Below are 24632 nucleotides of genomic sequence, written 5' to 3'. Positions count from 1 at the left end.
GATCAAACATAACGGAATGGGTTTTGAAAATATAATGCTGTTTTGATATAAGCTAATATTCTCTAATTTTATTATTTTTTAGTTTTTTTATTCATATAAATAATGTCTTTTGAGATTGGCCTTTAGCTGGGGCCGAGGTCTACCTGATATCGGGATATCAAACTGTGGGAGGGGGCTCGCGTACATCGCCTCCTGTAGGAGCGAGCTTGCTCGCGAAAAACGTCAACGATACCGCGTGCCTCCTGAATGAACGTGGCGCCTGTGAGTTTTTCGCGAGCAAGCTCGCTCCTACAAAAAGCCTTAGCTGACTGGCATTAGGGCTTGCCCCCTCCCACAGTTTTTACCGGTGTACGTTCAGTTAGCCGGCTTCAACAACTGCATCTGCTGGCGATAGTCATCCGTCACCTGCCGCGCCTGGCTGCTGCTGGTAATCACCCTCGGGGTAATCAGCACAATCAATTCCGTGCGGTCCTTGGACTTGCTGGTATTGCCAAACAACCAGCGCAACCCCGGAATTTTCCCAAGGTAAGGCACCGCACTGACACTCTCCGCGTTGTCCTGCTTGATCAACCCGCCCAGTAGCACTGTCTGCCCACTCTGCACCGCGACCTGGGTGGATACCGAGCGCGTGGAGATACGTGGGTTGGCCTGGGTGTCGTTGCTGGACGCCTGCGGGTCCTGGGCATCGCTGACCTGCTGCTGAATGTCCATGTACACCAAGCCACCCGGATTGATACGTGGCACGACGTCGAGGATCACCCCGGTCTGCACGTATTCAACACTGCTCAAGGTGGTGTCGGAGGTGCCGGTGTTGACCGTGGTCTGGCTGATCGGGATGTTGTCGCCCACCTGGATCTGCGCCGGTTGGTTGTTCATCACCACCAGCGACGGCGCCGACAGCACCTGGGTGCGACCGTTGGTTTCGAGGGCGTGCAGGGCCACTTGCAGGTTGGAGCTGACGAAGGAGTAGAACAACGAATCCGTCGCGCCCAACCCTGCCCCGCCGCCGCCCAACGCGCCTTGGCTGCCGGCGGTGTTACCCACGGTGGTGCTGGTGGAATTGCCTGCCAGGCGGCCGAGGTACCACTGCACGCCCAGGTCCAGTTCGCCGGTGAGCTTGACCTCGAGGATGCGCGTTTCGATCTGCACTTGCAGCGGTGGGTTGTCGAGGCGTTTGATCGCCGATTCGATCTCTTTCCACTGCACCGGGCGGGTGCGGACCAGCAGTTGGTTACTGCTTTTCTGTGCGGTGATGCGGGTGCCGGCGTCGAGGCTTTTGGCCGGGGCGTCTTCGCTCGCGCCCTGCTCGGCGGTGTCCTGCTCGGCGTCGGGCTCCTGCTCCTCATCCTCTGCGGCGGGTGGGTTGCCATTGAGGTTGTTGCTCAGGCCACCGGGCGTGCTGCCGGAGGTGCTGTTGGTGCCCGGCGAGGACAAGGTCGCGGTGCGCAAACCGGGGGCGACCTTGGCCGGGGTGTCGTCCTTGATCGCACCCGTGCCGTAGATCTGGCGCAGGTACTTGGCGAGGTCGGTGGCCTTCATGTTGCGCACGTCGTAGACGTACATCTGCGGCTCGTTGCCGCCGCCTTCGTCGATGGTGTGGATCCAGTCGCCGACTTCACTGAGGTACTGCGGCTGCGACGAGATCGCCACCACCGAGTTGGTCCGCTCGATGGGCAAGAAGCGCACCATGCCCGCCAGGGGCATGCCGCTGTCGGGGCCGAACATTTTTTGCAGTTCGGGCATCAGCTCGGCCACCGACGCCCGTTGCAGGCCGAACACGCCCACCGACATGCCCTTGAGCCAGTCCACGTCGAAGGTGTCGATGGTGTCCTGGTAATTGGCCAGTTCCTCGGGGGTACCGGCCAGGCTCAACACATTGCGCGCCGGGTCCACCAGCAGGAACGCATTCTCGCGGGCGAACGGCTTGAGCAGCTTCTGCATCTCGGTGGCCGAGATATAACGCAACGGAAACAGGCGTGCCGACAAACCGCTGGAGGGCTGCGACACGCGCATCTCCGGCACCAGCTTGCCCGCCACCGCCTGGTTGGCCGGCAGGATCACATAGCGGTTGCCCTGTTTGATCATGGCGTTGTCGGTCCACGACAACAGGGTCTCCAGAATCGACAAGGCCTGCTGCTTGTTCACCGGCTTGGACGTGGAAAAGCTGACATTGCCCTTCACGCCTTGGGCGATGCTGTAGTTCTCGTGCAGCAGGTCGCCCATCACGCTGTTGATCACCGCTTCGATCGGCTGGTCGGCGAAGTTGAACACGATGTCGCCGCTGCCCTCCTCCTTGGCGGCCGAGACCGCTGCCGGTTGGCGCACGAACTGCTGGTTGCCGCGTATCAACTGGCGCTGGGGCGGTGTCTTCGCCTGGGGTTGGCCGCTGTCGACCGGCGCCTGTTCGCTGGCAGGGTCCACGGGTGGGCGTTGCGAACCGGTGCCCTGCATCGCCTCATGCAGCAGGGCCTCGTCCGGGTCGAGATGCTCGGGGAAGGTGCCGCAGCCACCGAGGGAAACGGCGGTGGCCAGGCACAACACGGTGGTGCGCAAGGCGCCAGGGAAGGTATCGATCAAGGGGTGGACTCGTGAGGAAGGGTAATCGGGGGTGTGGTGGACGGCGGCGGCAAACGCAGGGCCCGCAGGCTCAGGGTTTGCGTGCGGCCGTCGAGTACAAAGCGGGCATCGCGGGGCGTCAGCTGTTCCAGGCGCCAGCCATTGGGCAGGGTCTGGCCCTGCTGGACTTTGAGCGGCGGGCCATCGGCACGCTTGAGCAGCGCCACGCGCAGGTCGCCGTCGAGGACGATACCGGTCAGTACCAGGCTCGACAGGCTGGAAACGGCGGCCTGGCCCACCGCACGGTCGGGGCTGCGGTCGGGGCTGAACAGCGGCGCTTGCCAGGTGCCGGCCAGGCTTTCGAGGGTCGCGCTCGGCGCCACCAGCACCTTGGCGGCGGTAGTGGCGCGCGCATCGGGGTCCGGTGCCGGCAGCCACTGCGGCGCATCGCCGATGCTGCTGAGGATGCCGACCATCAGCAGGCCCAACAGCCCGGCCACGCCGAGCAACAGCCATTCCAGGGGACGCAATGCATGGATCATCGTTGCACCTGCCGGGCGGCGGCCGGTTGCAGGTAACCGCGCACCAACAGGTGCACCACCAGTTGCCCGGCGCCGCCACTGGCCGGTGCGTTCGGTGGGCGGCGAATGCTCATCTCATCGACAAACAGAAACGGCCGCTGGTACTCCAGCTCATGCAGGATCGCGGTCAAGGGTTCGATGGCGCAGTTGAGGGTCAGGCTGACCTTGACCTGGCGATAGGGCTCGGCGTCGTCCTGCTCCGGGGTGATGGGCATGCGCTGGGTCAGGCTGCAACCGCCACCAAGGCCGGCGCGGCTGTTGATCAGGTCGGCGATGCGTTGCATCAGGTCCGCCGCCACCGCACTCGGGTCGTCGCCGGGCAACAGGCTGGTGCTGCTGGCCGGGTCCTGCCGCGCCTGTTCCAACTGTTGGCGCAGGCTGTCGCCCTGGCGCAACACGCCGGCGTAGCGTTGCTGCTGTTCACGCAGTTGCTCGGCCTGCTCGCCCATGCTGCGCAAGGGGCCGGCGAACCAGCTGTCGATCAACAGCCAGTAACCGGCGCCGAGCACCAGGGCCAGGGCGATCAGGGCCGCGCCACGGCGTTCACGGGGTGTCAGTGGTCGGCGCATCAGCGGCCTCCTGGTGCAGGTGGGCGCGCAAGGAAAATTGATCCTTGCCGGTTTGCGCATCGGGTTGGATCACCCCTTCGAACTGGGCGTTTTCCAGGCTGTGGCAGCCCTTGATCCGGGTGATCAGGGCACTGGCCTTGGCGCTCTGCCCGGAGAAGGACACGTCGGCGCCGTCGTTGACTTCCAACTGGTCGAGCCAGGTGTCCGAGGGCAGGCACGCGGTCAGCTCGTTGAGTAGCGCCGCCAACGGCGGTTGGGCGGCCTTGCGGCGAATCAGGTACTGGGCGGCGCCACGGGTATTGAGCAATTGCTGGCGCAGGGCCTGGATCTCGGCGACCTGGGCTTTCTGCTCGCGCACGCTGTGTTGCATGGCATCGAGCACGCGCTGGCGGTCGTTGAGCCACAGCAGCATCGCCGCAATCAGCAAGGCCCCGCACAACCACGGCAGGCTGCGTTGCAGGCCCTTGCCCTGGGGGCGCTGACGGGGACGCAACGGCGCCGGCAGCAAGTCGATGCCCATGGGTTTGCCTGCGCTCTCGGCGACATCCACGGCATGGGGCTGCAAGCCGAGGGCCGCGCAGTCATTGAGGATCTGGTCGAGGCGCTCACGCAGGATCGCCACCAGCGTGACGTGCAGGTGCGTGGGGGTGCGGCGCTCCTGGCGCGCGACAAAGTACAACTGGGCGGCGTCGAACGGCGTGAAGCGGTCCAGTTCATAGCCGACCACCGTCGTCAGGTTACGCGCCGCCGCCGGGGGCAATTGCAGGGTTTGCACCAACACCGTTTCAGGCGGCAGCAGTAGCACCTGACGCGCTTCGCCAGGCAGCTTTTCGACCGGCGCGGTCAGCGGCCAGGCGTAGACATGCTCGGGGATCTCGGCAAACGACAACCATGCCGGCAGGCAGCCACGCAGCTCCTTGAGCCACAGGCGCCAGCCCAGTTGCAGCAGGCTGCCGCGCCAGCGCTGGGTGATGGGCTGCGCCAGCGCCTGAAGCCGTGCGGGTAACTGTTCGTTCATTCTTGCCAACGTAAGACTCGATAAGGTTGTGCGCTGCCTTGCGCGGGGCTCAATAACACGGTGGCCTGCACCTGGGCGTGGTAACCGCCGGGGCGTTGGGCGCGGCTGCTGACCACCAGCACGTCGCCGGGATCGGCACCCACCGCATTCTGATGCGGCAGGTTCAGTGCGCGGCGCATCAAGGCACTGGCGAATGCCGGATCGGGCCGGTCCAGGCCGCTCCACAGGCTGATCTCGGGCACCAGTTCGCTGTACAACGCCTGAGTCATGCCCGGCAGTTGGCGCACCTCTTCCACCACCCGAAACGGCGCCAGGCCCTGGTTGCGCCGCACTTCCAGGGCCCTGGCGAGTTGGTTGGCCTGGGCCTGGGTCGCACCGCAGGCCAGGGCCAGGCGGGCAAAATCACCCACCTCGGCGCTGTTCAAATACAACTTGCCGCGCTCGCTGTGCAGGCTGACGCGCAGCTGCGCATCGTCGAACACCAGCGGGATTTCACGCCCGTCGGCAATCCACTGCTTGCGCTGCAACGGGTCCGCCACGGCCTGCATCGCCAGCGCCACCCCGGCCTCGGCCGCCAGCACCGCCTGGGTATGCTGGCGGTGCCAGGCGGCCTGGCGTGTTTCCAGTTGCACCCAGCCGGCCAAACCACCGAGCAACAGGCTCAGCAAGACCAGCACCCACAGCACCAGCAGCAGGGCCACACCGCGTTGATGCCGGATCATTCGGGCGCCCCGCCGGACAGGTTCAGGCGCAAGGCAACCACCTGGGTCACCCAAGGCACCGGCCCGTTCACCCGTGCGTCAATCCGTACTGCATAAGGCAGGCGTTTGGTCCACGGCCACTCACTGATCCAGCCAGTGGCCTGGCCCTTGGGCGACACGCCGCGATAGCTGAATTGCAGGTCCTCGATACCCTTCAACAACACCTGCGGCTCACTGCGCGCCGCCGGAACACTCACCTGTGCCTCAGACTCAAACCGCGCGAACGCCACCTGCAAGTCGCGCTGCGATTCAGGGCCCACCAACTGCAAGGTGAAGCGCTGGATACCGCCGCCGAGCACACCCGGCAAGGTCGCGACAAACTGCATACGCTGGGGCCCACCGGCGAAAAAGCCATCGGTCTGGCTGTCGTCCTCGGTCACATCCAGCGGCAACGCCTCGCTGATGGCGGTGCGCAAAAACTGCTGCGCGGCACGCATTTCATCCAGGCTGACCGTGTAGCGCTGGGCCTTGAGCACGGCACGATTGGCGCCCAGCAATGCACCGCCGACCAGGGTCAGCAACACCCCAAGCAGGCTCAGTACGATCATGATCTCAAGCAGGGTAAAGCCCTGCTGACGCGCCTTCACAAGCCGGCCCCGACGCCGGCAGCACGCAGTTTCAAGGTGCTGAAACTGGCCTGGCGCGGGCCTTCGCTGACGGTGAGGTTCAGGCGAAACAGATGGGCCTGGCCGACGCGGCTGGGTTGCTGGGCTATGCGCAGTTGCCAGGCGATGCCGTCCAACTCGCCCTGGCGTGTGCCGCTGGCCAACGGCCCGGTGCCTTCCTGATCCATCACGCTCATGGCGGCATGGGTCAAGCGGTCGCTGTGGGCCACCTGCAACAACGAGCGCGCGCTCTGGCCGAAGGCAACCAGCAGCACCGTGCTACAGATCGCCATCAGCGTCAGCGCGGCGAGCATTTCCAGCAGGGTGAAACCCGCCTGGCGCTTCATGGCAGGGCCTTGGATTCGACGCTGCCGGTCAGCCAGCCGATGTCGATGCGCCAACGCCGACTGCCGTTGGCCAGCAACACGTGGCCGCCGGTGGAGCTGCCATCGGGGTAGAAATCCACCGCCGCGCCGGCTTGCTCGGCGGTGTGCAGGGTCACTTGCAGCCCGGCCGGCCAATACTTTTTCGGACGGCCCGGCGCCTGCACGCTGAGGTTGCGCAAATCGAACACGGTGCTTTCGGTGGTGCCACTGACAATCGCCCGCGCCCGCGTGCTGCGCAATGCCTCGACCACCTGCCCGACGGCCTGGCGCTCTTTGGCGGCGCGCAGGCCTTGTTGCAGGCCAAACCCTACCAACCCGGCCGCGATGCTGATCAAGACGATCACCACCAGCATCTCCAGCAGGGTAAAGCCGCGTTGGGCGTTGGCCATGGTCGTGGGTTATTCCCAGTTGCCCAGGTCGGCGCTGTAGCCTTCGCCGCCGGGCTGGCCGTCCTGACCGTAGAAAATCAGGTCGAACGCACCGTGCTCACCGGGGAAGCGATAGCCGAAGGCATGGCCGAACGGGTCCTTGAGGTCCGACGGCTTGGCATACGGGCCGGCCCAACCGGCGCTGTTGCCCGGCTTGTCGACCAGTTGCTGCAGGCTCTTGGGCGGCGAGCCGACGTCCAGGCCGTAGCTTTCGATCTTCATGCTCAGGCTGGCCAACTGGGCCTTGCCCGCGCCGTATTTGCCCTTGTCCACATTGCCGCCGACCTGGCGTACCACGATGGTCGCGACAATGCCCAGCAGCACGATCACGGCGAGCATTTCCAGCAAGGTAAAACCGCCCTGGCGGCGGGCGGGCTTGAATCGGGTATGGCGCATCAGCGTGTTTCCTTAAGGGTTCATATATTGCTGGTCAGGCTCATCAGCGGCAGCATGATCGCCAGCATGATCACCGCCACCAGCACCGCCATGACCACGGTCAGGGACGGCACCAGCGCGGCGAGCAGGCGGTCGATGCCGCGTTTGGCCTCGACGTCGAACACCTCGGCGACTTTGAGCAGCATGCTGTCGAGTTCGCCGGCCTGTTCGCCGACTTCAATCATTTGCAACGCCAGGTCGGGCAGCAGCGGCTCGCTGCCGAAGGCGCTGGCCAGGGTGCCACCGCCCTTGACCGACTCGGCGGCCTGGGCGACCTGGGCTTGCAGGGCGCGGTTGGTGCAGACCTGGCGGGCAATCACCAGCGCTTGCAGCAGCGCCACACCGTTGCTCAGCAGGGTGCCGAGGGTGCGGGCCAAACGGGCGGCTTCGACCCGTTGCAGCAACGGGCCGATGATGCGGATGCCCAGCACGCGGCGGTCATAGCGTTCGCGGCGCTGGGGATCGCGCAGGCGCGCGGCCAGAGCCCATGCGCCGACAATCAACCCGGCCAGCACCGCCAGGCCGTAGGCCCCGAGGAATTGGCCGAGGCCCAGGATCACCTCGGTGATCAGCGGAATCGGCACGCCCAGGTCCTTGAAGATCGGCACGAACTGCGGCACCACATAGGCCAGCAGCAACGCCAGCGAACCGAGCACGCCGACCACCAGAAACGCCGGGTAGATCAGCGCGTTGATCACTTCGCCCCGGAGTAACTGGCTGCGCTCCAGGTAATCGCTGAGCTGGCGCAGGGTGTCTTCGAGGGCGCCGCCCGCCTCGCCGGCGCGGACCATGCTCAGGTACAGCGGCGAAAACTGGCTGCCCTCCGCCTCCAGCGCCTTGGATAACGGCTGGCCGGCCTTGACCTGTTCGCGGATGCGCTCGATCAGCGCGCGGGTCTGGGGCTGGCCGGGCTGCTTGAGCAGGATGCCCAGGGAGCGTTCCAGCGGCTGGCCGGCGCCCAATAGCGTGGCCAATTGTTGAGTGAAACTGACCAGCGCCGCGCCGTTCAACTGGCCCCGGCCAAAGGCCTTGCGCAGGCCCTGGGCGCCCGCCACCTCGATCTGCAACAGCAGCAAACCGCGCTTGTGCAGCGCGGCGACGGCGGCATCCTGGTCCTTGGCTTCGAGGGTGCCGTTCTGCGCCTGGCCCTGGCTGTCGAGGGCGCGGTATTTGAACAGGCTCATGCGCCCTCTCCCCGGGTGACGCGCAGCACTTCTTCAAGTGAGGTGACACCGGCCACGGCCTGGCGCAGGCCTTCTTCATGCAAGGTGCGCAGGCCGCCACGGCGGGCGGCCTGTTCGAGGGTGGCGGCGTCGGCCTGGCGCATCAACAGGCTGCGCAGTTCGTCGTTCATCACCAGCAGTTCGGTGATCGCACTGCGGCCGTGGTAGCCACCGCCCGGCGCATCGGCGTGGGGGCGATAAAGCATGATCGGGCGCTGCTCGGTAAACCGGTCGAGGCCGTGTTCGGCGATCAATTCCGCCGGTGCTTCGAAGGCTTCGCGGGTGGCCGGGTCCAGGCGCCGCACCAGGCGCTGGGCAAGGATGCCGTTGACGGTCGAGGCAATCAGGTAGCTTTCGACACCCATGTCCAGCAAGCGCGTGATACTCGCCGCCGCGCTGTTGGTGTGCAGGGTCGAGAGCACCAGGTGGCCGGTGAGGGACGACTGGATGGCGATACGGCAGGTTTCCAGGTCGCGGATTTCACCGATCATGATCACGTCCGGATCCTGGCGCACGATGGAGCGCAGCGCACCGGCGAAGTCCAGGCCGATGGCCGGTTTCACCTGGATCTGGTTGATGCCCTCAAGCTGGTATTCCACCGGGTCTTCGACGGTGATGATCTTGCGCTCGGCGGTATTGAGCCGCGACAGCGCGGTGTACAGCGTGGTGGTCTTGCCCGAGCCGGTGGGCCCGGTGACGAGCAGGATGCCGTGGGGCCGCTCGAGCACTTCGAGGAAGGTTTCCAGGCGCTGGCCATCAAAGCCCAGGCTCTGGAAATCGAACTGCACGGTCTGGCGGTCGAGCAACCGCATGACCACCGACTCGCCAAAACTGGTGGGCACCGTGGACACCCGCAAGTCCAGCGCCTTGCCCTGGATGCGCAGCATGATGCGCCCGTCCTGGGGCAGGCGCCGCTCGGCAATGTCCAGGCGCGCCATGATCTTCACCCGCGAAATGACCGCTGCCGAAGAGCTGGACGGCGGCGCCTCGGCGTCGTGCAGCACGCCGTCGATGCGGTAGCGCACCTTGAGCTGGTTTTCGAAGGGTTCGATATGAATGTCCGAGGCGCGATGTTCCACCGCGCGCTGCAGGATCAGGTTGACCAGGCGAATCACCGGCGCTTCGGAGGCCATGTCCTTGAGGTGCTCGATGTCTTCCAGGGCACCGCCCTGCTCGTCGAGGTTTTCGATCAGGGTGCCCATCGCCGAACGACCCTGGCCGTAGTAGCGCTCGATCAGGGTTTCGACTTCGTTGCGCGGCCCCACGGCCAGCCACACCGGCACGCCACAGGCATAGGCCATGGCCTGGAACGGGTAGACCAGCGACGGGTTGGCCGCCAGCACCCGCAGGCCGCCCTGGCTCCAGCCCACGGGCACCACCTGGTAGTGGCGCATGAAACGCTCGGTCAATACCGGCAATGGGTCCAACAGCGGCGGCGCAGCATCGGCCAGCAGCAGCGGTGCGCCGAGCAGGTCGGCCCAGGCACGGGCCAGCTCCACTTCCGAGACCAGCCCCAAGCGCGTGAGCAGGCCGAGCAACTCGGTGTCGCCGCCCTCCTGAGAGAGGCGCCGGGCACGCTCCAGGTCAACGGTTTTCAACCCGGCGTGCTGCATCAGCCACGCGCAGACCTGTTCGGTGTGCGGGATGTGCAGTTGGCAGGCATCGATGGGCGTTGAGGGGCTGGGCATGGGTAAAAATCTGAGGGGCTATATGACCCCCCTGTAGGAGCGAGCTTGCTCGCGAAAAAGGTACATCCGACGCCGCGATGCGCTTGGAATACTTTCGCGAGCTAGCTCGCTCCTACAGGGGGTCAGGCTTACTTGGTTGGCGCTGTTTTAGAGGTAGCAGATTGGCTCAGCGGCCGCCCACCCTTGGTGGTTTCAGCTTTCTGTTTTTTGACGGCCTTGGCATCGTGGGCCTGGGTCAACACCGTGGAATCGGCGGCGCCGGATTTCGCATCGGCGTCCGTGGACTCGGCCGCCATCGCCGCGCCACTTAGCGCAACGCCCAATACAACACCGGCACCCAACAGGGAAATCTTCATCAACTTTCTCCAGATCAAAAACAGCAGATAGCCCAAGTGGCGCCTTGAACTCGATCAAGACCCTACACCAAAGCGTTGTGTATGACAGCTTGTGTAAACATGGCACTTTGAAACTACCGAGCCATGCCACTAGTTAGCCACGACTCGATAAATTTTCTTAAACCAATCGACTGGTAGGTTTAGCCTTAGTTCCGAAAGGTAAGAAAATATTTCTTATTTCACGCAAAAATTAGCTTTCGTTTGACTTATAACCGCAAGAATTGCCTTAATTATGCGGTTTTTGCGGTTCAAAATGCCATCTCGTGATATCGCTTAGACACTATCCACAACAATAACTAATACAATTATTACACTTATAAAACTGCGAAATTCGCCAAATAGTTGCAATTAGCCATCGGTTAAAAATTGCGATCACGGGCAACTATTGCCCAGAAAAAAGTGACGAGGTGCAGTGCAACACGCACTTCTCGGCGCGCCCTGTTTACTGAACTGTTGTCGGAGAGACCCATGAATAAACGCAAAATGATCGGTGCACAGTCGGCTTTCGCCCTGCTGGCACTGGCCGTGTCCCAGGTGCATGCGGCCACCAGTCCTGCCCTGGATGAAGGTCGGGTAAGCCGCGCGGAAAAAGCCGCGGACAAGACCCTGGCAAAGATGACCCTGGAAGAAAAACTCGCCTACATCGGCGGCACCGGCGGCTGGGACGTCAAGCCACTGACCCAGTACGGTATCCCGCAGATCCACGGCGCCGATGGCGGTGTGGGCGTGCGCTACACCAGCGAAGGCAACGCCCAGGGCGTGGTCTACCCGTCGGGGCCGAACCTGGCCGCCAGCTGGAACCCGCGTCGCGCCATCGACCTGGGCCGTGCCCTGGGCTATGACACCGCCAGCGGCGGCTATCAGTTCGTCACCGGCCCTGGTGTGAATCTGTACCGCATGCCGTACAGCGGCCGGGCGTTCGAGTACCTGTCCGGTGAAGACCCGTTCCTCGGCGCCAGCCTGGCGCCGGCAGTGATCAACGGCATTCAGTCCCGTGGCGTGTGGGCCAATGCCAAGCATTTCGCCGCCAATGACCAGGAAAGCAACCGCTTCCACCTCAATGAAATCATCAGCGAACGCGTGCTGCGCGAGATGACCCTGCCGCCGTTCGAGTCCGCCTCGAAGAACAGCAAGGTCGCGATGATGATGTGTGCGTTCCAGAAGGTGAACGGCGAGTTCGCGTGCCAGAACAAGCACCTGATGCGTGACATCCTCAAGACCGAATGGGGCTACCCGGGCTTCGTGCAGAGCGACTACAACGCGGTGGTCGACGGTTTGCCGGCGGCCCAGGCGGGTACCGACCTGGACATGATGGGCTACCAGATGAACAGCACCATCCTCAAGCCGTACCTGGACAGCGGCGAGCTGAGCAGCGCGACCATCGATGACAAGGTGCGCCGCATCCTCAAGCAGATCTACCTGTACAAGTTCGACAGCAAGGCGCCGCTGACCAGCCACAACATGAACAGCGCCACCAGCAACCGCGTGGCCCTGAACGCCGCCCGCGAAGGCATCGTGCTGCTGAAAAACCAGAACAGCCTGCTGCCGCTGGACGCCAGGAAGGTCAAGCGCATCGCCGTGGTCGGCACCCTGGCCAAGTACGCGCCGCCTACCGGTTTCGGCAGCGCCAACGTCATGGCCGCCAACTACATCAGTGAGCTGAGCGGCTTGCAGCAACTGGCGCCAGGCGCCAAGGTCGAGTTTATCGACGGGCTGTCCCTGGACCCGGCCACCTCGACCTGGACCCATGCCGACGGCAATGGCAACAGTGTCAAAGGCTTGAAGACCGAGTTCTTCAGCAACACCAACTGGTCCGGTGACCCGGCCGCCAGCCGCACCGACACCCATGTCGACCTGGACTGGTCCACCGACAGCCTGCCGGTGAACGGCGATACCGCCGCCACCTCGATTCGCTACAGCGGCCAGATCACCCCGACGGTCAGCGGCGAGCAGGTGTTCAAGGTGCGTGCCGACGGCGCCGTGCGCCTCTACGTCAACGGCAAGAAAGTCCTCGACAACGGCGACGGCAAGCCGCTGCCGAACAACAGCATTCCGCCGACCATCCCGGTGTTTGCCAAGGTCAACCTGGAAGCCGGCAAACCGGTCGACATCAAGCTGGAATATTCACGCCGCAACGGCTACCTGTCGACCATGGGCGGCCTCGTCGGTGTGCAGATGAGCTGGGCGTCGCTGGTGGCACCGCAGGACCTGGCCAAGTACGACGCGGTACTGGTCGCGGCCGGTAACAGCAATGAGTACGAAGGCGAAGGCTTCGACCACAGCTTCGACCTGCCCGAGTACCAGAACCTGCTGATCCAGAGCATCGCCAAGGTCAACCCGAATACCGTGGTCACCCTGCACGGCGGTACCGGCCTGAAGATGAGCGACTGGATCGATCAGGTACCGGCCGCGCTGCATGCGTTCTACCCTGGGCAGAACGGCGGCCAGGCCTTGGCGGAGATCCTGCTGGGCAAGGTCAACCCGTCGGCCAAGCTGCCGATCAGCATCGAGCGCAACATCGAAGACAACCCGATCTACGCGACCTTCCCCACGTTCGACAACCAGGAAACCCTGGCCGAGATGAGCTACAAGGACGACCTGTTCCTGGGCTATCGCGGCTACGAGAAAAAGGGCATCAAGCCGCTCTACCCGTTCGGCTATGGCTTGTCGTACACCACCTTCGGCTACAGCAACATCAGCGTGACTCCTGGGGTGGCGGTGGCCGGTGCGCCGATCAAGGTGTCGTTCGACCTGGCCAACACCGGCAAGGTCGCGGGCGCCGAAGTGGCCGAGTTGTACGTGGGCCAGAACAACCCGAAAGTCGAACGCGCGATCAAGGAACTCAAGGGCTACAAGAAGGTGTTCCTCAAGCCGGGCGAGAGCAAGCGCGTGACCATCGAGCTCAACGATCGCTCGCTGGCCTACTACGACGTAGCGAGCAAGCAATGGGTGGTGGATGCCGACAGTTTCAACCTGTCGGTGGGCGCGTCGTCCCAGGATATTCGCCTGAACGCCAAGCTGGTCAACCCGTTCCGCCAGGAACTGTCGACCACCACCAGCAACCCGCTGCCACGCTCGGCGCTCAACTCGACGCTGCGTGAATCGACGGTGAAGACCGGCGGTGTGCTGCATCAAAACGAAGGCGACAGCGGCACCAGCGACGGTGATGGCTATGACATGAGCGATGACAGCAGCCAGGGCAGTGCTACCGGCAACTGATCCCTGTGGGAGGGGGCTTGCCCCCGATGAGCATGGGTATCTACACAACTGTGTAGCAGCCAACGCTAACCACGATGCGAAGCGAGCCGCCCTTGATCTTGATCTTGATCTTGATCTTGATCTCAGGCGCCCCGTTAACCACGCTGGCCGGAATTCGATAGTGTTTTGGGGGGGTAAACCGGCAGGGATGCCGGTTTAGCCGCCCCGCGCCATGGATGGCGCGTGGCGGCGGCCCCCCACATCACTGTCGGATTACGGGCACACCGAGCCTGGGCGAGGTGCCGAGTGGTGGGGCGAAGCGTTTTTGGTTACTTTTGGCGCTCTTCCAAAAGTGACCCGCTGTAAGAGCGGAACCCTAAGTAGCCGTTACCGCAGCAACGGATATGTACTCATTCCAACCCCAGCACATGGCCGGCCCAGAGACCGCCATCGGGGGCAAGCCCCCTCCCACATGTTGACTGTGTTCAACTCAGGTTCTGATGGCTGCCTCGACCCGCGCGATGTAGCTGTCAAACCGCGCCACCAGGTCCACCTGCTCCGGAAAGCGCAGCCACTGGATCTGCAGGCCATCCATCATGGCCAGGATTTCTTCCACCAGCCCGGCGATGTCCACATCGCTGCGCACCTCCCCCGCCGCGACCAGGTCGGCAAACTGCCCCTGCATGCGCTGGTGAATCGCCGCATAGCGCGCCTGGAACCAGGCCCAGGCCGGATGGGTGTCCAGCAGGCTTTCGGCATTCAAGATGGTAAACGCGCGCACCACGCCCGGTGCCGTGGCATTCGAACGATTGATCGCACGCAGGCTGCCGAGTAAGCCATTGAGGGTTTTCTCCGCACGTACCTCATCGGCAATCCGTTGATTGACCTCATCGCGACGCTGCAACACCCCCATCAACAGCGAGATTTTGCTGGGAAAATGATGCAGCAGCCCGGCCACCGAAATACCCACGATCGCCGCCACCTGGGCCATCGAGGCGCCGCTGTAGCCTTCCAGGGAGAACACCTGCAGGGCCGCGTCCAGCAGCTCTTCGCGGCGTTTTTCACCTTTGGGGGCGCGGCGGGTCTTGGGGGCGGGTTCGGTCATGGGCAGGTCCTAGTGGGCGGTAAAAAAGCTCAGGCGCTTTCCCGTTCGATCAAGCGGCAATCCAACAGGTTCAAACGCTGTACGGCATCCGGCAACACGCCGAGGCTTTCCAGCACGCGGGTTGCCGCCAGTACGCCGATCTCCAAGGCCGGCGGTTTGATCGTACTCAGGCTGGGCAACAACATTTCGGCAAACGGGTAGTCACCGAATCCAAGCACCGCGCACTTTAACCCGGAACGCTGCCCCGCCAGCAAACCACCGGCGGCGAGGTTGTCATTGGCGAAGAAGATCGCGTCAGGTGGGGTGGCGTGGTTCATCAGGGCTTGCATCGCCTGCTTGCCGGCTTCGAAGGGCGCGCTGTCGGCGTCCGGGACGAAGACCCGGGGCTGTACACCCAGTTCGATCAGGGTTGCGGCAAACCCATCGCCCCGTTCCAGCGCGCTGAAGTCGCCCGTGGCGCTGTTCTGCACGAAGGCCATGCGCCGATAGCCCTTGCCATGCAGGTAGCGTGCGGCCATGACGCCGACGTCATAGTGGGAGAAACCGATCTGCACCGGCGCGCGTTCGGGCACGTAGTCCCAGGTTTCCACCACCGGGATATCGGTGTCGGCGATCATCTTTTCGGTACCTGGACTGTGGAAGCGACTGGTCAGCACCAGCGCTGCCGGCGACCAGCCGAGGAACGCGCGCACCGCGCTTTCTTCCTGCTCGGCGCTGAAGTAACTGGACGCCAGCAACAGCTGATACCCATGGCGACTGAGGGTGTCGCTGAAGCCCTGGATCGTGTTGGCAAAGATCGGCCCCGAGATGTTCGGGATCACCATCGCCACGATCCGCCCCCGCGCCGACGCCAGCCCGCCGGCCACCAGGTTGGGCACATAACCCAGCTCGGCCACCACCTCGGCGATGCGCTCGCGACGCTCGGGCGAGACCTGCTCCGGCTGGTTGAAATAGCGCGACACGGTGATCGCCGACACCCCGGCCTGGCGGGCCACGGTGTTCAAGGTGACGCGCCCGGCGCCACGGCGCTTGCGCGGTTTGTCTTCGCTCACGGGATCATCCTGCTAACAACCAAAAAGAATATAGGAATAATTTTTAAGTCTTTGACGCTCTAAACCCGAGCTACCAATAATGCCGATGTTAGCGCTAACAAAGCGCGCTGTCTGCTACTCGCTCAAGCGAATGCCCAAGGCAGTTTCCACAGGCGCTGACGGTCGCAAGAACCGCAGCGGTTCAGGGCATTTTTCGAGCGAACACACCATGCACAGGCACACGCACTTATTCCTTCTCGCCGGTCTGACCGCCCTCCCCGTGCCCGGCGCCTTTGCTGCCGACGAGCAGGAACCCACGCTCAAAGCGGTGACGGTCACCGCCACCCGGCGTGAAGAATCCCTGCAAAAAGTCCCGGTGGCGGTCTCGGTGCTGGACGGCGAACAACTGGAGCGCGACAACCGCAACGGCGTGGCCAGCATCGCCCAGCAAGTGCCGTCGCTGAACTTCCGCACCGGCGCCTCGAACAAGGACACCTCGCTGTTCGTGCGCGGCGTGGGCACTATTTCCACCTCTCCTGGCGTGGAGCCGACGGTGGCCACGGTGATCGACGGCGTGGTCTACGCGCGCCCCGGCCAGGCCACCCTCGACCTGCTGGACCTGGAGCGCATCGAAGTGCTGCGCGGCCCGCAAGGCACCTTGTTCGGCAAGAACGCCTCGGCCGGCGTGCTCAACATCACCAGCAAGGCGCCCAGCGCCGAGACCCATGGCTATATCGACCAGGCGTACTACAGCGGCAATGAAAGCCGCACCCGTTTCGGCATCGGCGGCAGCCTGGTGCCGGATGTGCTCAAAGGCTCGATCAGCACGCTGTTCGGCAGCTACGACGGTAACGTCGATAACCCGCACAACGGCCAGGAGGTCAACGGCTACAACCACAAGGGCATCCGCGGCAAGCTGGAATTCACCCCCAACGATGACGTGAAACTGACCCTGATCGCCGACTAAATGCAGTCCCACGACGACGCGCCGAATGGCGTGGTCAGCAAGTCCCTGAGCCCGGCCTTCAGCAATGCCTTGAGCCCGGTGCGCGCCTCCAGCGACAACCGCGACATCAACACCGATACGCGCAGCCATGTCGAAGACACCAACAAAGGCTTGTCCGCTCAGTTGGACTGGAACCTCGGCGACTACACCCTGACCTCGATCACCGCCTGGCGCGGCTGGGACAACACCCAGTACCAGGACGGCGACCGCCTCGGCACAGTGACCGCCGCCTTCCCCGGCACCGCCGACAAGGGCGAGCTGGCCTTCGACCAATACTCCCAGGAACTGCGCCTGGCCTCGCCCAAGGGTGAGTTCCTGGAATACGTCGGCGGCCTGTTCTACATGCACGGCAAGGACGAGGAAACCTATCAGCGCACGCTCACGACCACCACGCGCACCGACCGTGGCATCGCCGACTACAGCACCACCAGCGACAGCTACGCGGTGTTCGGCGAGACCACGCTGAACTTCACCTCACGCTTTCGTGGCATCGCCGGCCTGCGCTACACCCACGATGAGCTGAAATACGATCACCGCCGCGTCTCCACCTCGGCCACCACGGTCAGCGGGATTCAACCGGCCACCTCCAGCTCCGGCTCGGTGGACGAAGACGGCTGGTCCGGTCGCCTCGGGGTGCAGTACGACCTCAGCGACAGCGTCACCAGCTACCTGACCTACTCGCGCGGCTACAAGGGCCCGGCCTACAACGTGTTCTTCAATATGCAACCGCGCGACACCGATGCGCTCAAGCCGGAAACCTCCAACACCTGGGAAGCCGGGATCAAGGCCACCGCCTGGAACAACCGCCTGACCACCAACCTGGCGGTATTCCACAGCGATTACGACAACTACCAGGCGAACTTTTTCGACACCGTCGCCGGCCAGGTCGTGACTCGCCTGATCAACGCCGGCAGCGTCAGCACCGAAGGCGTCGAGCTGGATTACGCCCTGCAGGCCACCCAGCAACTCAAGCTCTCCGGCGCCCTGGCCTACACCCGTGCGCGCATCGATGAGTTCGCCTGCCCGGCGGGCGCAGCAGCGACGTGCAACGTGAACGGCAAGCCACTGCCCTTCAGCCCGGACTGGAAAAGCTACGTGCACGCCGACTACACGATCCCGCTGGATAACGGCCTGGACATCGAACTGGGCACCGACTACAGCTGGCAGAGCGAAGTGCAGTACGACATCAGTCAGAACGTCGACACCAAGCAAGGCGCCTACGGCATCTGGAACGCCAGCGTGGCCCTGGCCGACTACAGCAATGGCTGGCGCGTGGCGTTGCTGGCCAAGAACCTCGCCGACAAGTCCTACTCACCGCTGCTGGCCAGCGGCGGCAACTACATCTACCGCGCCGTACCCCGTGACGATGAGCGTTACTTCGGCGTGCAACTGCGCAAGGATTTCTAGCATGAGCCGTCAACTGAAACTCGGCGCCTTTCTCATGGCCACCGGGCACCATGTCGCCGCCTGGCGCCACCCGGACGTGCCGGCGGATGCCGGGCTGGATTTCGCCCAGTACAAACACCTGGCGCGGGTGGCCGAAGCGGCGAAGTTCGATGCGCTGTTCGTGGCCGACAGCATCGCCGCCGCCACCGGCACGATCGCCAGCCATATGGCGCGCTCGGACCATTTCGAGCCGCTCACCCTGCTCTCGGCGCTGAGTGCGGTGACCGATAACATCGGCCTGATCGCCACGGCGACCACCAGCTACAACGAGCCCTACCATGTGGCGCGCAAGTTCGCTTCGCTGGATCACCTGTCCGGCGGGCGCGCGGGCTGGAACCTGGTGACCTCGGACAACGCCGCCGAAGCGCAGAATTTTGGCCGCGACGAACACCTCAGCCATGGCGAACGCTACAGCCGCGCCAAGGAGTTTCATCAGGTGGTGACCGGGTTGTGGGACAGCTGGGAAGACGATGCCTTTGTGCGCGACAAGGCCAGCGGCAACTATTACGACCCGACGAAACTGCATGTACTGGACCATGTGGGCGAACATTTCCGGGTCAAGGGCCCGCTGAATGTGGCGCGCTCGCCCCAGGGCCAGCCGGTGATCGTGCAGGCCGGCTCGTCCGAAGCCGGCCGTGAGCTGGCCGCGCAGACCGCCGAGGTGGTGTTTACCGCACAGACCTCGCTGGCCAATGCCCAGGCGTTTTATGCCGACCTCAAGGGCCGCTTGAGCCGGTACGGGCGCGGGCCGGACTCGCTGAAAATCATGCCCGGTGTGTTTGTGGTGGTCGGGGCGACCGAGGCCGAGGCCCAGGCCAAATTCGAGGCATTCCAGGATCTCGTCGAACCTGAGGTGGGCGTCGCGTTGCTGGGGCGCATGCTGGGCAATTTCGACCTGTCCGGCTACCCGCTGGACGGGCCGTTGCCGGCGCTGCCGTTGACCGACAGCGGACAACGCAGTCGTCAGCAACTGCTGAGCGACTTGGCCAACCGTGAGCAACTGACCCTCGCGCAATTGGGTCGGCGAATTGCCGGTGGCCGCGGGCATTACAGCCTGATCGGCACGCCTGCGCAGATTGCCGATGAGCTGCAGAACTGGTTCGAAAACGGCGCGGCCGATGGCTTCAATATCCTGGTGCCGCACTTGCCGGGTGGGTTGGAAGACGTCGCGCAATGGGTGGTGCCCGAGCTGCAGCGGCGCGGCCTGTTTCGCACTGAATACAGCGGTTCCACCTTGCGCGAAAACCTCGGCCTGGCGCGCCCGGCCCATCGATTTACAGAGGGTAAAGCATGAAGTTTCCAGCACTGCTCCTGGCCTTGCTGGCGGTGACGCAAACCGCCCTGGCCGCCGACCCCGCCACCTTGCGTATCGGCTACCAAAAAGGCTCCATCGCGCTGGTCCTCGCCAAGCAACATGACCTGCTGGAAAAGCGTTTCCCGAAGACGGAGGTGAAGTGGATCGAGTTCCCCGCCGGCCCGCAGATGCTTGAAGCGCTGAACGTGGGGGCACTGGATGTGGGTTCCACCGGCGACATCCCGCCGCTGTTCGCCCAAGCCGCCGGGGCCGACCTGGTCTACATCGGCGCCGAACCGCCCAAGCCCAGCGCCGAGACGATCCTGGTGCGCAACGATAGCCCGCTGCATTCGGTGGCGGACCTCAAGGGCAAGAAAGTGGCGTTCCAGAAGGGTTCCAGCTCCCACAACCTGATCCTGCGCGCGCTGAACAACGCCGGCCTGAGCTACAAGGACATCCAACCGGTGTACCTGCCCCCGGCCGATGCGCGAGCGGCGTTCGAACAAGGCAGCGTCGATGCCTGGGCGATCTGGGAACCCTACTCGTCACTCGCCTTGAGCCAGAGCCCCAGCCATGTGCTGGCCAATGGCGAAGGCTTGGGTTTGTCGGGTCCGGTGTACACCGCCCGGCGCGAGTATGCGCGGGACAATGGGGCCTTTATCCATGACCTGCTCGACGAGCTCACCGCCGCCGAAGCCCTTACCCGCAGCCAGCGCGAAGACAGTTTGAAAGTACTGACCGAGTTCATGGGCCTGCCCGCCGACGTGGTTGCACGCTACATGGACAACCGCCCGCCTTCGCCGATTTTGCCGATTGATGAAGGGATCATTCAGGCGCAGCAGGCGACGGCGGATCTGTTTTTCCAGAATCGGTTGTTGCCCAAGGCCATCGAAGTGAAGAAGGCCGTGTGGAATTCCAAAGCCGACTGAGATCCTAATGTGGGAGGGGGCTTGCTCCCGATGGCGGTGGGTCAGTCAATGCATGAGGTGACTGACACACTGCTATCGGGAGCAAGCCCCCTCCCACATTTTTTGACCGAGTCAGGTTTGGGCTCGGGTGCTTTTTTCTATCAGGCACATGGGGGTGCCGGCCACCGGTTCGCTCATGATCTGCACCTGCACCTCAAACACCTGGCGCATCAACTCGGCACTGATCACCTGTGCCGGCGCGCCATCGGCCACCAGCTTGCCGGCGTGCATCACCGCCAGGTGGTCGGCGTAGCGGCAGGCCTGGTTGATGTCGTGGAGCACGGTGATCACGGTCTTGCCTTCGGCGGCGAGTTCGCCCATCAGGTCGAGCAGTTCGACTTGGTGGCTGATGTCGAGGTAGGTGGTGGGTTCGTCGAGCAGCACTACGGGGGCGTTCTGTGCCAGGACCATGGCCAGCCAGGCGCGTTGACGCTGGCCGCCGGACAGGTCCGCCAGGGCGCGGTCGGCCAGGTTGTCGAGCTCCAGGCGTTGCATGGCTTGGGTCACATGGGCCCGGTCACTGCCGCTCAGGCGTCCCCACAGCGAGTTGTGCGGGCTGCGGCCGTAGGCGACCAACTGGCGCACGCTGACGCCTTCGGGCACCGGCAGCACTTGGGGCAGGAATGCAATGTGCCGGGCCAGTTGGCGGGCGGACAGGCTGGCGTAGGCCTGGCCATTCAGGCTCAGCTCACCTTGCGTGGGCTTGAGGATGCGCGCAAACGCCTTGAGCAAGGTGGACTTGCCGCAGCCATTGGGGCCGATTAACGCGGTGACTTTTCCCGTCGGCGGCGTAAACGACAGCCTCTGCACGATGGGTGTGGCGCCGTAGCCGATATCCAGCGCGCGTGCTTGAAGAATACTCATGTCATCAGCCCTTGAACCGTGCCAGCAACCAAAGAAAATACGGTGCGCCAATCACCGCCGTAAGCACCCCGGCGGGGATTTCGCTGGGTGCGATCAACGTGCGTCCGAGGGTGTCGGCCAACACCAGTAACAGCGCGCCGATCAGCATCGCCGCCGGCAGCAGGTACTGGTGATGCCCACCGACCAGGCGCCGTGCCATATGCGGTGCGACCAGGCCGATAAAGCCGATCGGCCCGATCACGCCCACGCCCAGGCTGGTGAGCAGCACCGCGCAGGCCATCGCCAGCCAGCGTGTGCGGTTCAGTGCGGTGCCCAGGCTGTGGGCCGCCTCATCGCCGAGGGCGATCAGGTTCAGCGGTTTGGCCAGGCACAGCCCCAGCGGGATCAACACCAGGAACGGCAGCACCAGCGCTACATGGTGCCAGTTGCGGCTCCACAGGCTGCCGGTGAGCGCGAGCAAGGCGGTGTTGATGTCCAGCGGGTGGGACAGGATCAGAAACTCGGTGACGCTGGACAAGGTCACCGCAATCGCCACCCCGGACAGCGCAAAACGCACGCCGGAAAAACTCACACCGGTGTTGTACAGCGCCAACAGCAACGCACCACCGGCGCCGCCCAGGCAGGCCACCAGCGGCAGCCAGGCAATCGGCAGGTGCGGCCAGCTGATGATCGCCACGGTCAGCGCGAGCCCCGCACCTTGGGTGACACCGAGGATCTCCGGCGAGGCCAGCGGGTTGCGAATCACGCCCTGCACAATCGCCCCGGCCAGGCCGAATGCGCAGCCGGCGAGGATCGCGATCAGGCTGCGTGGCAGGCGGTGGTTCCAGACTTCAAAGTCGAGGGCGTCATGGGCCAGCAGGCGCTCCAGCACGGTTTCGGGCGTGAGCCACAGGGTGCCGGCGCTGAGGCTGACGAAGGTCGCCAGCAGCAACAAAACGAGCAGCAGCCAAAGGCGCAATCGTGGCTGGGTCATAGGGCACGCCTGGCGAGAAAGAGGAAGAATGGTGCACCAATCAGTGCCGTGACCACCCCGGCCGGGGTTTCCACCGGGAACGCCACGGCGCGGCTGAGCAGGTCGGCACCCAGCACGATCACTGCGCCCAAGGCGGCACTGAGTGGGATCAGCCAGCGGTAGTCATTACCGAGAAACTGGCGAAGGATATTCGGCGCGATCAACCCGACAAAGCCGATGGGCCCGACCGCGCAGACACTCGCCCCCACCAGCAACAGGCTGGCGACGAACACCTGCAAACGCAGGCTGGCAATGCCCACGCCCAACGAGCGCGCGGCGTCTTCGCCAAGGTTGATCAGGTTCAAGCGCGGCGCACACCACAGCGCCCACAGGCCGCCGATCAAGGTGCACGGCCAGAGCAATTGCACCTGGGCCGCACCGACGTTGGCCAGGGAACCGGCCAGCCAATTGAGCACGCTTTGCGCCTGGGCCTCGACCAGGATCACCGTGAGCCGCGTCAAGGCAGCACACAACGCGGCGACGGCCACCCCAGCCAACACCAGGCGACCTTGGGCCGTGGCCGGCGACCAGGCGCCACCGAGGCTGAACACTGTGATCCAGGCCAGTGCGCCGCCCAGGCAGGTCATCAGCAAGGCAGCGCCGGCAAACGGCGGTGCGACCAACCCGGTGGAAAACAACGCGAGCCCCAACGCCGCACCTGCCGTCACGCCGAACAGCGACGGCGATGCCAGACGGTTGCGGGTGATGCCCTGCATCAGCGCCCCGGCCAGGCCCAGGCAGGCGCCCACCAATGCCGCGCACACCGCACGCGGCACGCGCAACTGGGCGACGATATAGGCCATATTGCCGCCCACGCTGCCCTGATGCACCAGCCCATTCCAGGCGTCGGCCGCCGTGAGAGTGAACGGCGACCAGCTGTACAACGACAGCCAGAACAACACGGCAGCCAGCACCACGATGCCGGCTGCGGCCAAACCACGGCCCATGCTTATTGGCTCAGTACGGCTTTGCCGCCCTTGAGGATCGCCAGGGCGTCCTCGGCGATCTGCTCCGAGGCCAACACACCACGGTTGCGCGCCCAGCTGTCACCGTCCACTTCGGCCACCTGCTGGTTGCGCACCGCGCCCAACACTTGCCACAGCGGCTGCTTGCTCCAGCTGTCGACGATGCTCGGGCGGCGGTAATGGCCGACCAGCAGCCAACCCGGATCGAGGGCGAGCAGTTGTTCGAGGCTAACGAATTCGGTCGGCGCGGCGTTGGCGCGCACCGACGGCACTTTCAGGCCGATGGCTTGCAGCACGCTGCCGGCGTAGGAGTCCGGGCCGTGCACGGAGAAGCTGTCTTCACGGGCGACACCGAACAACACGCTGGCACCGGCGGGGATCTGCTGGGCGATTTTCTTCAGGTTTTCGCGGTTTTGTGCGATGCGGGCTTCCATCTGCGGGCTTTTGCCCAAGGCCTTGCCGATCAGCTCAGCGGACTTGAGGCTGCCCTCGTAATCCTCACCGCGCGACGGCAGCAACAGGGTTGGCGCAATACTCGCCAAGTCGCTGTACAGCGCCTGGTGGCGGTTGAGGTCGGCCACGATCAGGTCCGGCTTGAGCCGCGCGATTTCCTCGATGCTCGGTTGCGAGCGCAGGCCCACGGATTTCCACTGGCCGATGGCCTGACGCACACGCGGCAGCACGCGATTGGCGTCGCCATCATCGGCGGCGCCGACTGGGGTGACGTCCACGGCGGCGAGGCTGTCGAGAAAAGAGAACTCCAGCACCACCACACGCTTGGGCGCATCGGGCAGATGCACCGCGTGCTGGCCGTCGTTGAGGTCGATGGGGGCAGCGCTTAACAAGCTGGAAGAGAACGCCAGCAGGCAGGCGGCAAGGGTGGGGACGGAGCGCAGCAATCGCATGGAGGTACCTCGGCGTTAAAACACCCCAACTGGACGGGCTGGGGAAAACGGCGGGTACTATTCCATATCGGGGCGACGTGATCAAAAAACATTCTCATTTGTGGGAGGGGGCAAGCCCTAATGCCAGTCAGTTAAGGCTTTTTGTAGGAGCGAGCTTGCTCGCGAAAAACTCACAGGCGCCGCGTTCATTCAG

The 24632-nt window shown here is 64.1% G+C and carries 21 protein-coding genes and 1 pseudogene; 4 read left to right on the top strand and 18 right to left on the bottom strand.

The window, feature by feature from the left end; translation table 11 throughout:
• Positions 1-354 precede the first annotated feature (354 nt).
• From gspD to PspCFBP13509_RS30685, 12 genes are all read right to left on the bottom strand, one after another.
• Complete coding sequence (gene gspD / locus PspCFBP13509_RS30740; protein ID WP_065948038.1) at positions 355-2577, bottom strand: type II secretion system secretin GspD; 2223 nt, start codon at positions 2575-2577, stop codon at positions 355-357.
• Positions 2574-3098, bottom strand: a complete 525-nt coding sequence (locus tag PspCFBP13509_RS30735) for a DNA utilization family protein (protein WP_065927294.1) — start codon at positions 3096-3098, stop codon at positions 2574-2576. The genes gspD and PspCFBP13509_RS30735 overlap by 4 nt, the downstream gene beginning before the upstream one ends.
• The gene (gene gspM, locus PspCFBP13509_RS30730) at positions 3095-3706 is read right to left on the bottom strand and encodes a type II secretion system protein GspM (RefSeq protein WP_024076406.1); all 612 of its coding nucleotides are present in this window, start codon (positions 3704-3706) and stop codon (positions 3095-3097) included. The genes PspCFBP13509_RS30735 and gspM overlap by 4 nt, the downstream gene beginning before the upstream one ends.
• Positions 3681-4724 carry a type II secretion system protein GspL gene (locus tag PspCFBP13509_RS30725; protein WP_065948036.1) on the bottom strand — a complete coding sequence of 348 codons (1044 nt, stop codon included), beginning with the start codon at positions 4722-4724 and terminating at the stop codon, positions 3681-3683. Before PspCFBP13509_RS30725 ends, gspM begins: the two co-directional genes overlap by 26 nt.
• On the bottom strand, positions 4721-5446 hold the full coding sequence (locus PspCFBP13509_RS30720) for a general secretion pathway protein GspK (RefSeq protein ID WP_137213149.1): 726 nt from the start codon (positions 5444-5446) through the stop codon (positions 4721-4723). The genes PspCFBP13509_RS30725 and PspCFBP13509_RS30720 overlap by 4 nt, the downstream gene beginning before the upstream one ends.
• On the bottom strand, positions 5443-6072 hold the full coding sequence (locus tag PspCFBP13509_RS30715; protein WP_065927291.1) for a prepilin-type N-terminal cleavage/methylation domain-containing protein: 630 nt from the start codon (positions 6070-6072) through the stop codon (positions 5443-5445). Before PspCFBP13509_RS30715 ends, PspCFBP13509_RS30720 begins: the two co-directional genes overlap by 4 nt.
• Positions 6069-6437 (bottom strand): type II secretion system protein, encoded by a 369-nt coding sequence (locus PspCFBP13509_RS30710; RefSeq protein WP_065927290.1) that lies wholly within the window; start codon positions 6435-6437, stop codon positions 6069-6071. Before PspCFBP13509_RS30710 ends, PspCFBP13509_RS30715 begins: the two co-directional genes overlap by 4 nt.
• Complete coding sequence (locus tag PspCFBP13509_RS30705) at positions 6434-6865, bottom strand: type II secretion system protein (protein WP_027607416.1); 432 nt, start codon at positions 6863-6865, stop codon at positions 6434-6436. The genes PspCFBP13509_RS30710 and PspCFBP13509_RS30705 overlap by 4 nt, the downstream gene beginning before the upstream one ends.
• A gap of 9 nt (positions 6866-6874) precedes the next feature.
• Positions 6875-7300, bottom strand: coding sequence for a type II secretion system major pseudopilin GspG (gspG, locus tag PspCFBP13509_RS30700; RefSeq protein ID WP_027607415.1), 426 nt, complete (start codon positions 7298-7300; stop codon positions 6875-6877).
• A 20-nt stretch (positions 7301-7320) separates the two neighbouring features.
• Complete coding sequence (gspF, locus tag PspCFBP13509_RS30695) at positions 7321-8523, bottom strand: type II secretion system inner membrane protein GspF (RefSeq protein ID WP_027607414.1); 1203 nt, start codon at positions 8521-8523, stop codon at positions 7321-7323.
• Positions 8520-10250 (bottom strand): type II secretion system ATPase GspE, encoded by a 1731-nt coding sequence (gspE, locus tag PspCFBP13509_RS30690; RefSeq protein WP_137213148.1) that lies wholly within the window; start codon positions 10248-10250, stop codon positions 8520-8522. Before gspE ends, gspF begins: the two co-directional genes overlap by 4 nt.
• Positions 10251-10378: 128 nt before the next feature.
• A complete protein-coding gene (locus tag PspCFBP13509_RS30685; protein WP_065927288.1) occupies positions 10379-10606 on the bottom strand; it encodes a hypothetical protein in 228 nt (75 codons plus the stop codon).
• A 507-nt stretch (positions 10607-11113) separates the two neighbouring features.
• On the opposite strand from PspCFBP13509_RS30685, the gene PspCFBP13509_RS30680 reads away from it, so the two are divergent.
• On the top strand, positions 11114-13864 hold the full coding sequence (locus PspCFBP13509_RS30680) for a beta-glucosidase (RefSeq protein ID WP_065948033.1): 2751 nt from the start codon (positions 11114-11116) through the stop codon (positions 13862-13864).
• A 469-nt stretch (positions 13865-14333) separates the two neighbouring features.
• On the opposite strand, the gene PspCFBP13509_RS30670 is transcribed toward PspCFBP13509_RS30680, so the two are convergent.
• Positions 14334-14948 carry a TetR/AcrR family transcriptional regulator gene (locus PspCFBP13509_RS30670; protein ID WP_065940319.1) on the bottom strand — a complete coding sequence of 205 codons (615 nt, stop codon included), beginning with the start codon at positions 14946-14948 and terminating at the stop codon, positions 14334-14336.
• Between the two features lie 29 nt (positions 14949-14977).
• The gene (locus PspCFBP13509_RS30665) at positions 14978-16000 is read right to left on the bottom strand and encodes a LacI family DNA-binding transcriptional regulator (protein WP_137213147.1); all 1023 of its coding nucleotides are present in this window, start codon (positions 15998-16000) and stop codon (positions 14978-14980) included.
• 85 nt (positions 16001-16085) lie between these two features.
• On the opposite strand from PspCFBP13509_RS30665, the pseudogene PspCFBP13509_RS30660 reads away from it, so the two are divergent.
• From PspCFBP13509_RS30660 to PspCFBP13509_RS30650, 3 genes and pseudogenes are all read left to right on the top strand, one after another.
• Positions 16086-18392 (top strand): annotated as a pseudogene (locus PspCFBP13509_RS30660) (TonB-dependent receptor).
• Complete coding sequence (locus PspCFBP13509_RS30655) at positions 18385-19725, top strand: LLM class flavin-dependent oxidoreductase (protein ID WP_178084565.1); 1341 nt, start codon at positions 18385-18387, stop codon at positions 19723-19725. The pseudogene PspCFBP13509_RS30660 and the gene PspCFBP13509_RS30655 overlap by 8 nt, the downstream one beginning before the upstream one ends.
• Complete coding sequence (locus PspCFBP13509_RS30650) at positions 19722-20654, top strand: sulfonate ABC transporter substrate-binding protein (protein WP_137213145.1); 933 nt, start codon at positions 19722-19724, stop codon at positions 20652-20654. Before PspCFBP13509_RS30655 ends, PspCFBP13509_RS30650 begins: the two co-directional genes overlap by 4 nt.
• Positions 20655-20765: 111 nt before the next feature.
• Here the strand turns inward: PspCFBP13509_RS30650 and fecE are convergent, their stop codons facing one another.
• The 4 genes from fecE to PspCFBP13509_RS30630 are packed head-to-tail and all read right to left on the bottom strand — an operon-like array spanning position 20766 to position 24433.
• Complete coding sequence (gene fecE, locus PspCFBP13509_RS30645; protein ID WP_137213144.1) at positions 20766-21557, bottom strand: Fe(3+) dicitrate ABC transporter ATP-binding protein FecE; 792 nt, start codon at positions 21555-21557, stop codon at positions 20766-20768.
• A gap of 4 nt (positions 21558-21561) precedes the next feature.
• Positions 21562-22530: an iron chelate uptake ABC transporter family permease subunit gene (locus tag PspCFBP13509_RS30640; RefSeq protein ID WP_065948028.1), complete on the bottom strand. Its 969-nt coding sequence runs from the start codon at positions 22528-22530 to the stop codon at positions 21562-21564.
• Entirely contained in the window at positions 22527-23516 is a 990-nt protein-coding gene (fecC, locus tag PspCFBP13509_RS30635) for an iron-dicitrate ABC transporter permease FecC (protein ID WP_065927280.1), read from the bottom strand. Before fecC ends, PspCFBP13509_RS30640 begins: the two co-directional genes overlap by 4 nt.
• Positions 23517-23518: 2 nt before the next feature.
• Complete coding sequence (locus PspCFBP13509_RS30630; RefSeq protein WP_446730753.1) at positions 23519-24433, bottom strand: Fe(3+) dicitrate ABC transporter substrate-binding protein; 915 nt, start codon at positions 24431-24433, stop codon at positions 23519-23521.
• Positions 24434-24632 lie beyond the last annotated feature (199 nt).

Origin of the sequence: Pseudomonas sp. CFBP13509 (assembly GCF_005233485.1) — a bacterium.
In the GTDB taxonomy this organism is placed as follows: Bacteria; Pseudomonadota; Gammaproteobacteria; order Pseudomonadales; family Pseudomonadaceae; genus Aquipseudomonas; species Aquipseudomonas marginalis.
The sequence above is the reverse complement of the archived record's forward strand: the minus strand, read 5'-3'. Positions and strand labels throughout refer to the sequence as shown.

Coding starts and splice junctions, on each gene's coding strand:
- PspCFBP13509_RS30735 (WP_065927294.1), bottom strand. CDS start 3,098: ATGATCCATGCATTGCGTCCCCTGGAATGGCTGTTGCTCGGCGTGGCC.
- gspM (WP_024076406.1), bottom strand. CDS start 3,706: ATGCGCCGACCACTGACACCCCGTGAACGCCGTGGCGCGGCCCTGATC.
- PspCFBP13509_RS30725 (WP_065948036.1), bottom strand. CDS start 4,724: ATGAACGAACAGTTACCCGCACGGCTTCAGGCGCTGGCGCAGCCCATC.
- PspCFBP13509_RS30720 (WP_137213149.1), bottom strand. CDS start 5,446: ATGATCCGGCATCAACGCGGTGTGGCCCTGCTGCTGGTGCTGTGGGTG.
- PspCFBP13509_RS30710 (WP_065927290.1), bottom strand. CDS start 6,437: ATGAAGCGCCAGGCGGGTTTCACCCTGCTGGAAATGCTCGCCGCGCTG.
- PspCFBP13509_RS30705 (WP_027607416.1), bottom strand. CDS start 6,865: ATGGCCAACGCCCAACGCGGCTTTACCCTGCTGGAGATGCTGGTGGTG.
- gspG (WP_027607415.1), bottom strand. CDS start 7,300: ATGCGCCATACCCGATTCAAGCCCGCCCGCCGCCAGGGCGGTTTTACC.
- gspF (WP_027607414.1), bottom strand. CDS start 8,523: ATGAGCCTGTTCAAATACCGCGCCCTCGACAGCCAGGGCCAGGCGCAG.
- gspE (WP_137213148.1), bottom strand. CDS start 10,250: ATGCCCAGCCCCTCAACGCCCATCGATGCCTGCCAACTGCACATCCCG.
- PspCFBP13509_RS30685 (WP_065927288.1), bottom strand. CDS start 10,606: ATGAAGATTTCCCTGTTGGGTGCCGGTGTTGTATTGGGCGTTGCGCTA.
- PspCFBP13509_RS30680 (WP_065948033.1), top strand. CDS start 11,114: ATGAATAAACGCAAAATGATCGGTGCACAGTCGGCTTTCGCCCTGCTG.
- PspCFBP13509_RS30670 (WP_065940319.1), bottom strand. CDS start 14,948: ATGACCGAACCCGCCCCCAAGACCCGCCGCGCCCCCAAAGGTGAAAAA.
- PspCFBP13509_RS30650 (WP_137213145.1), top strand. CDS start 19,722: ATGAAGTTTCCAGCACTGCTCCTGGCCTTGCTGGCGGTGACGCAAACC.
- fecE (WP_137213144.1), bottom strand. CDS start 21,557: ATGAGTATTCTTCAAGCACGCGCGCTGGATATCGGCTACGGCGCCACA.
- PspCFBP13509_RS30640 (WP_065948028.1), bottom strand. CDS start 22,530: ATGACCCAGCCACGATTGCGCCTTTGGCTGCTGCTCGTTTTGTTGCTG.
- fecC (WP_065927280.1), bottom strand. CDS start 23,516: ATGGGCCGTGGTTTGGCCGCAGCCGGCATCGTGGTGCTGGCTGCCGTG.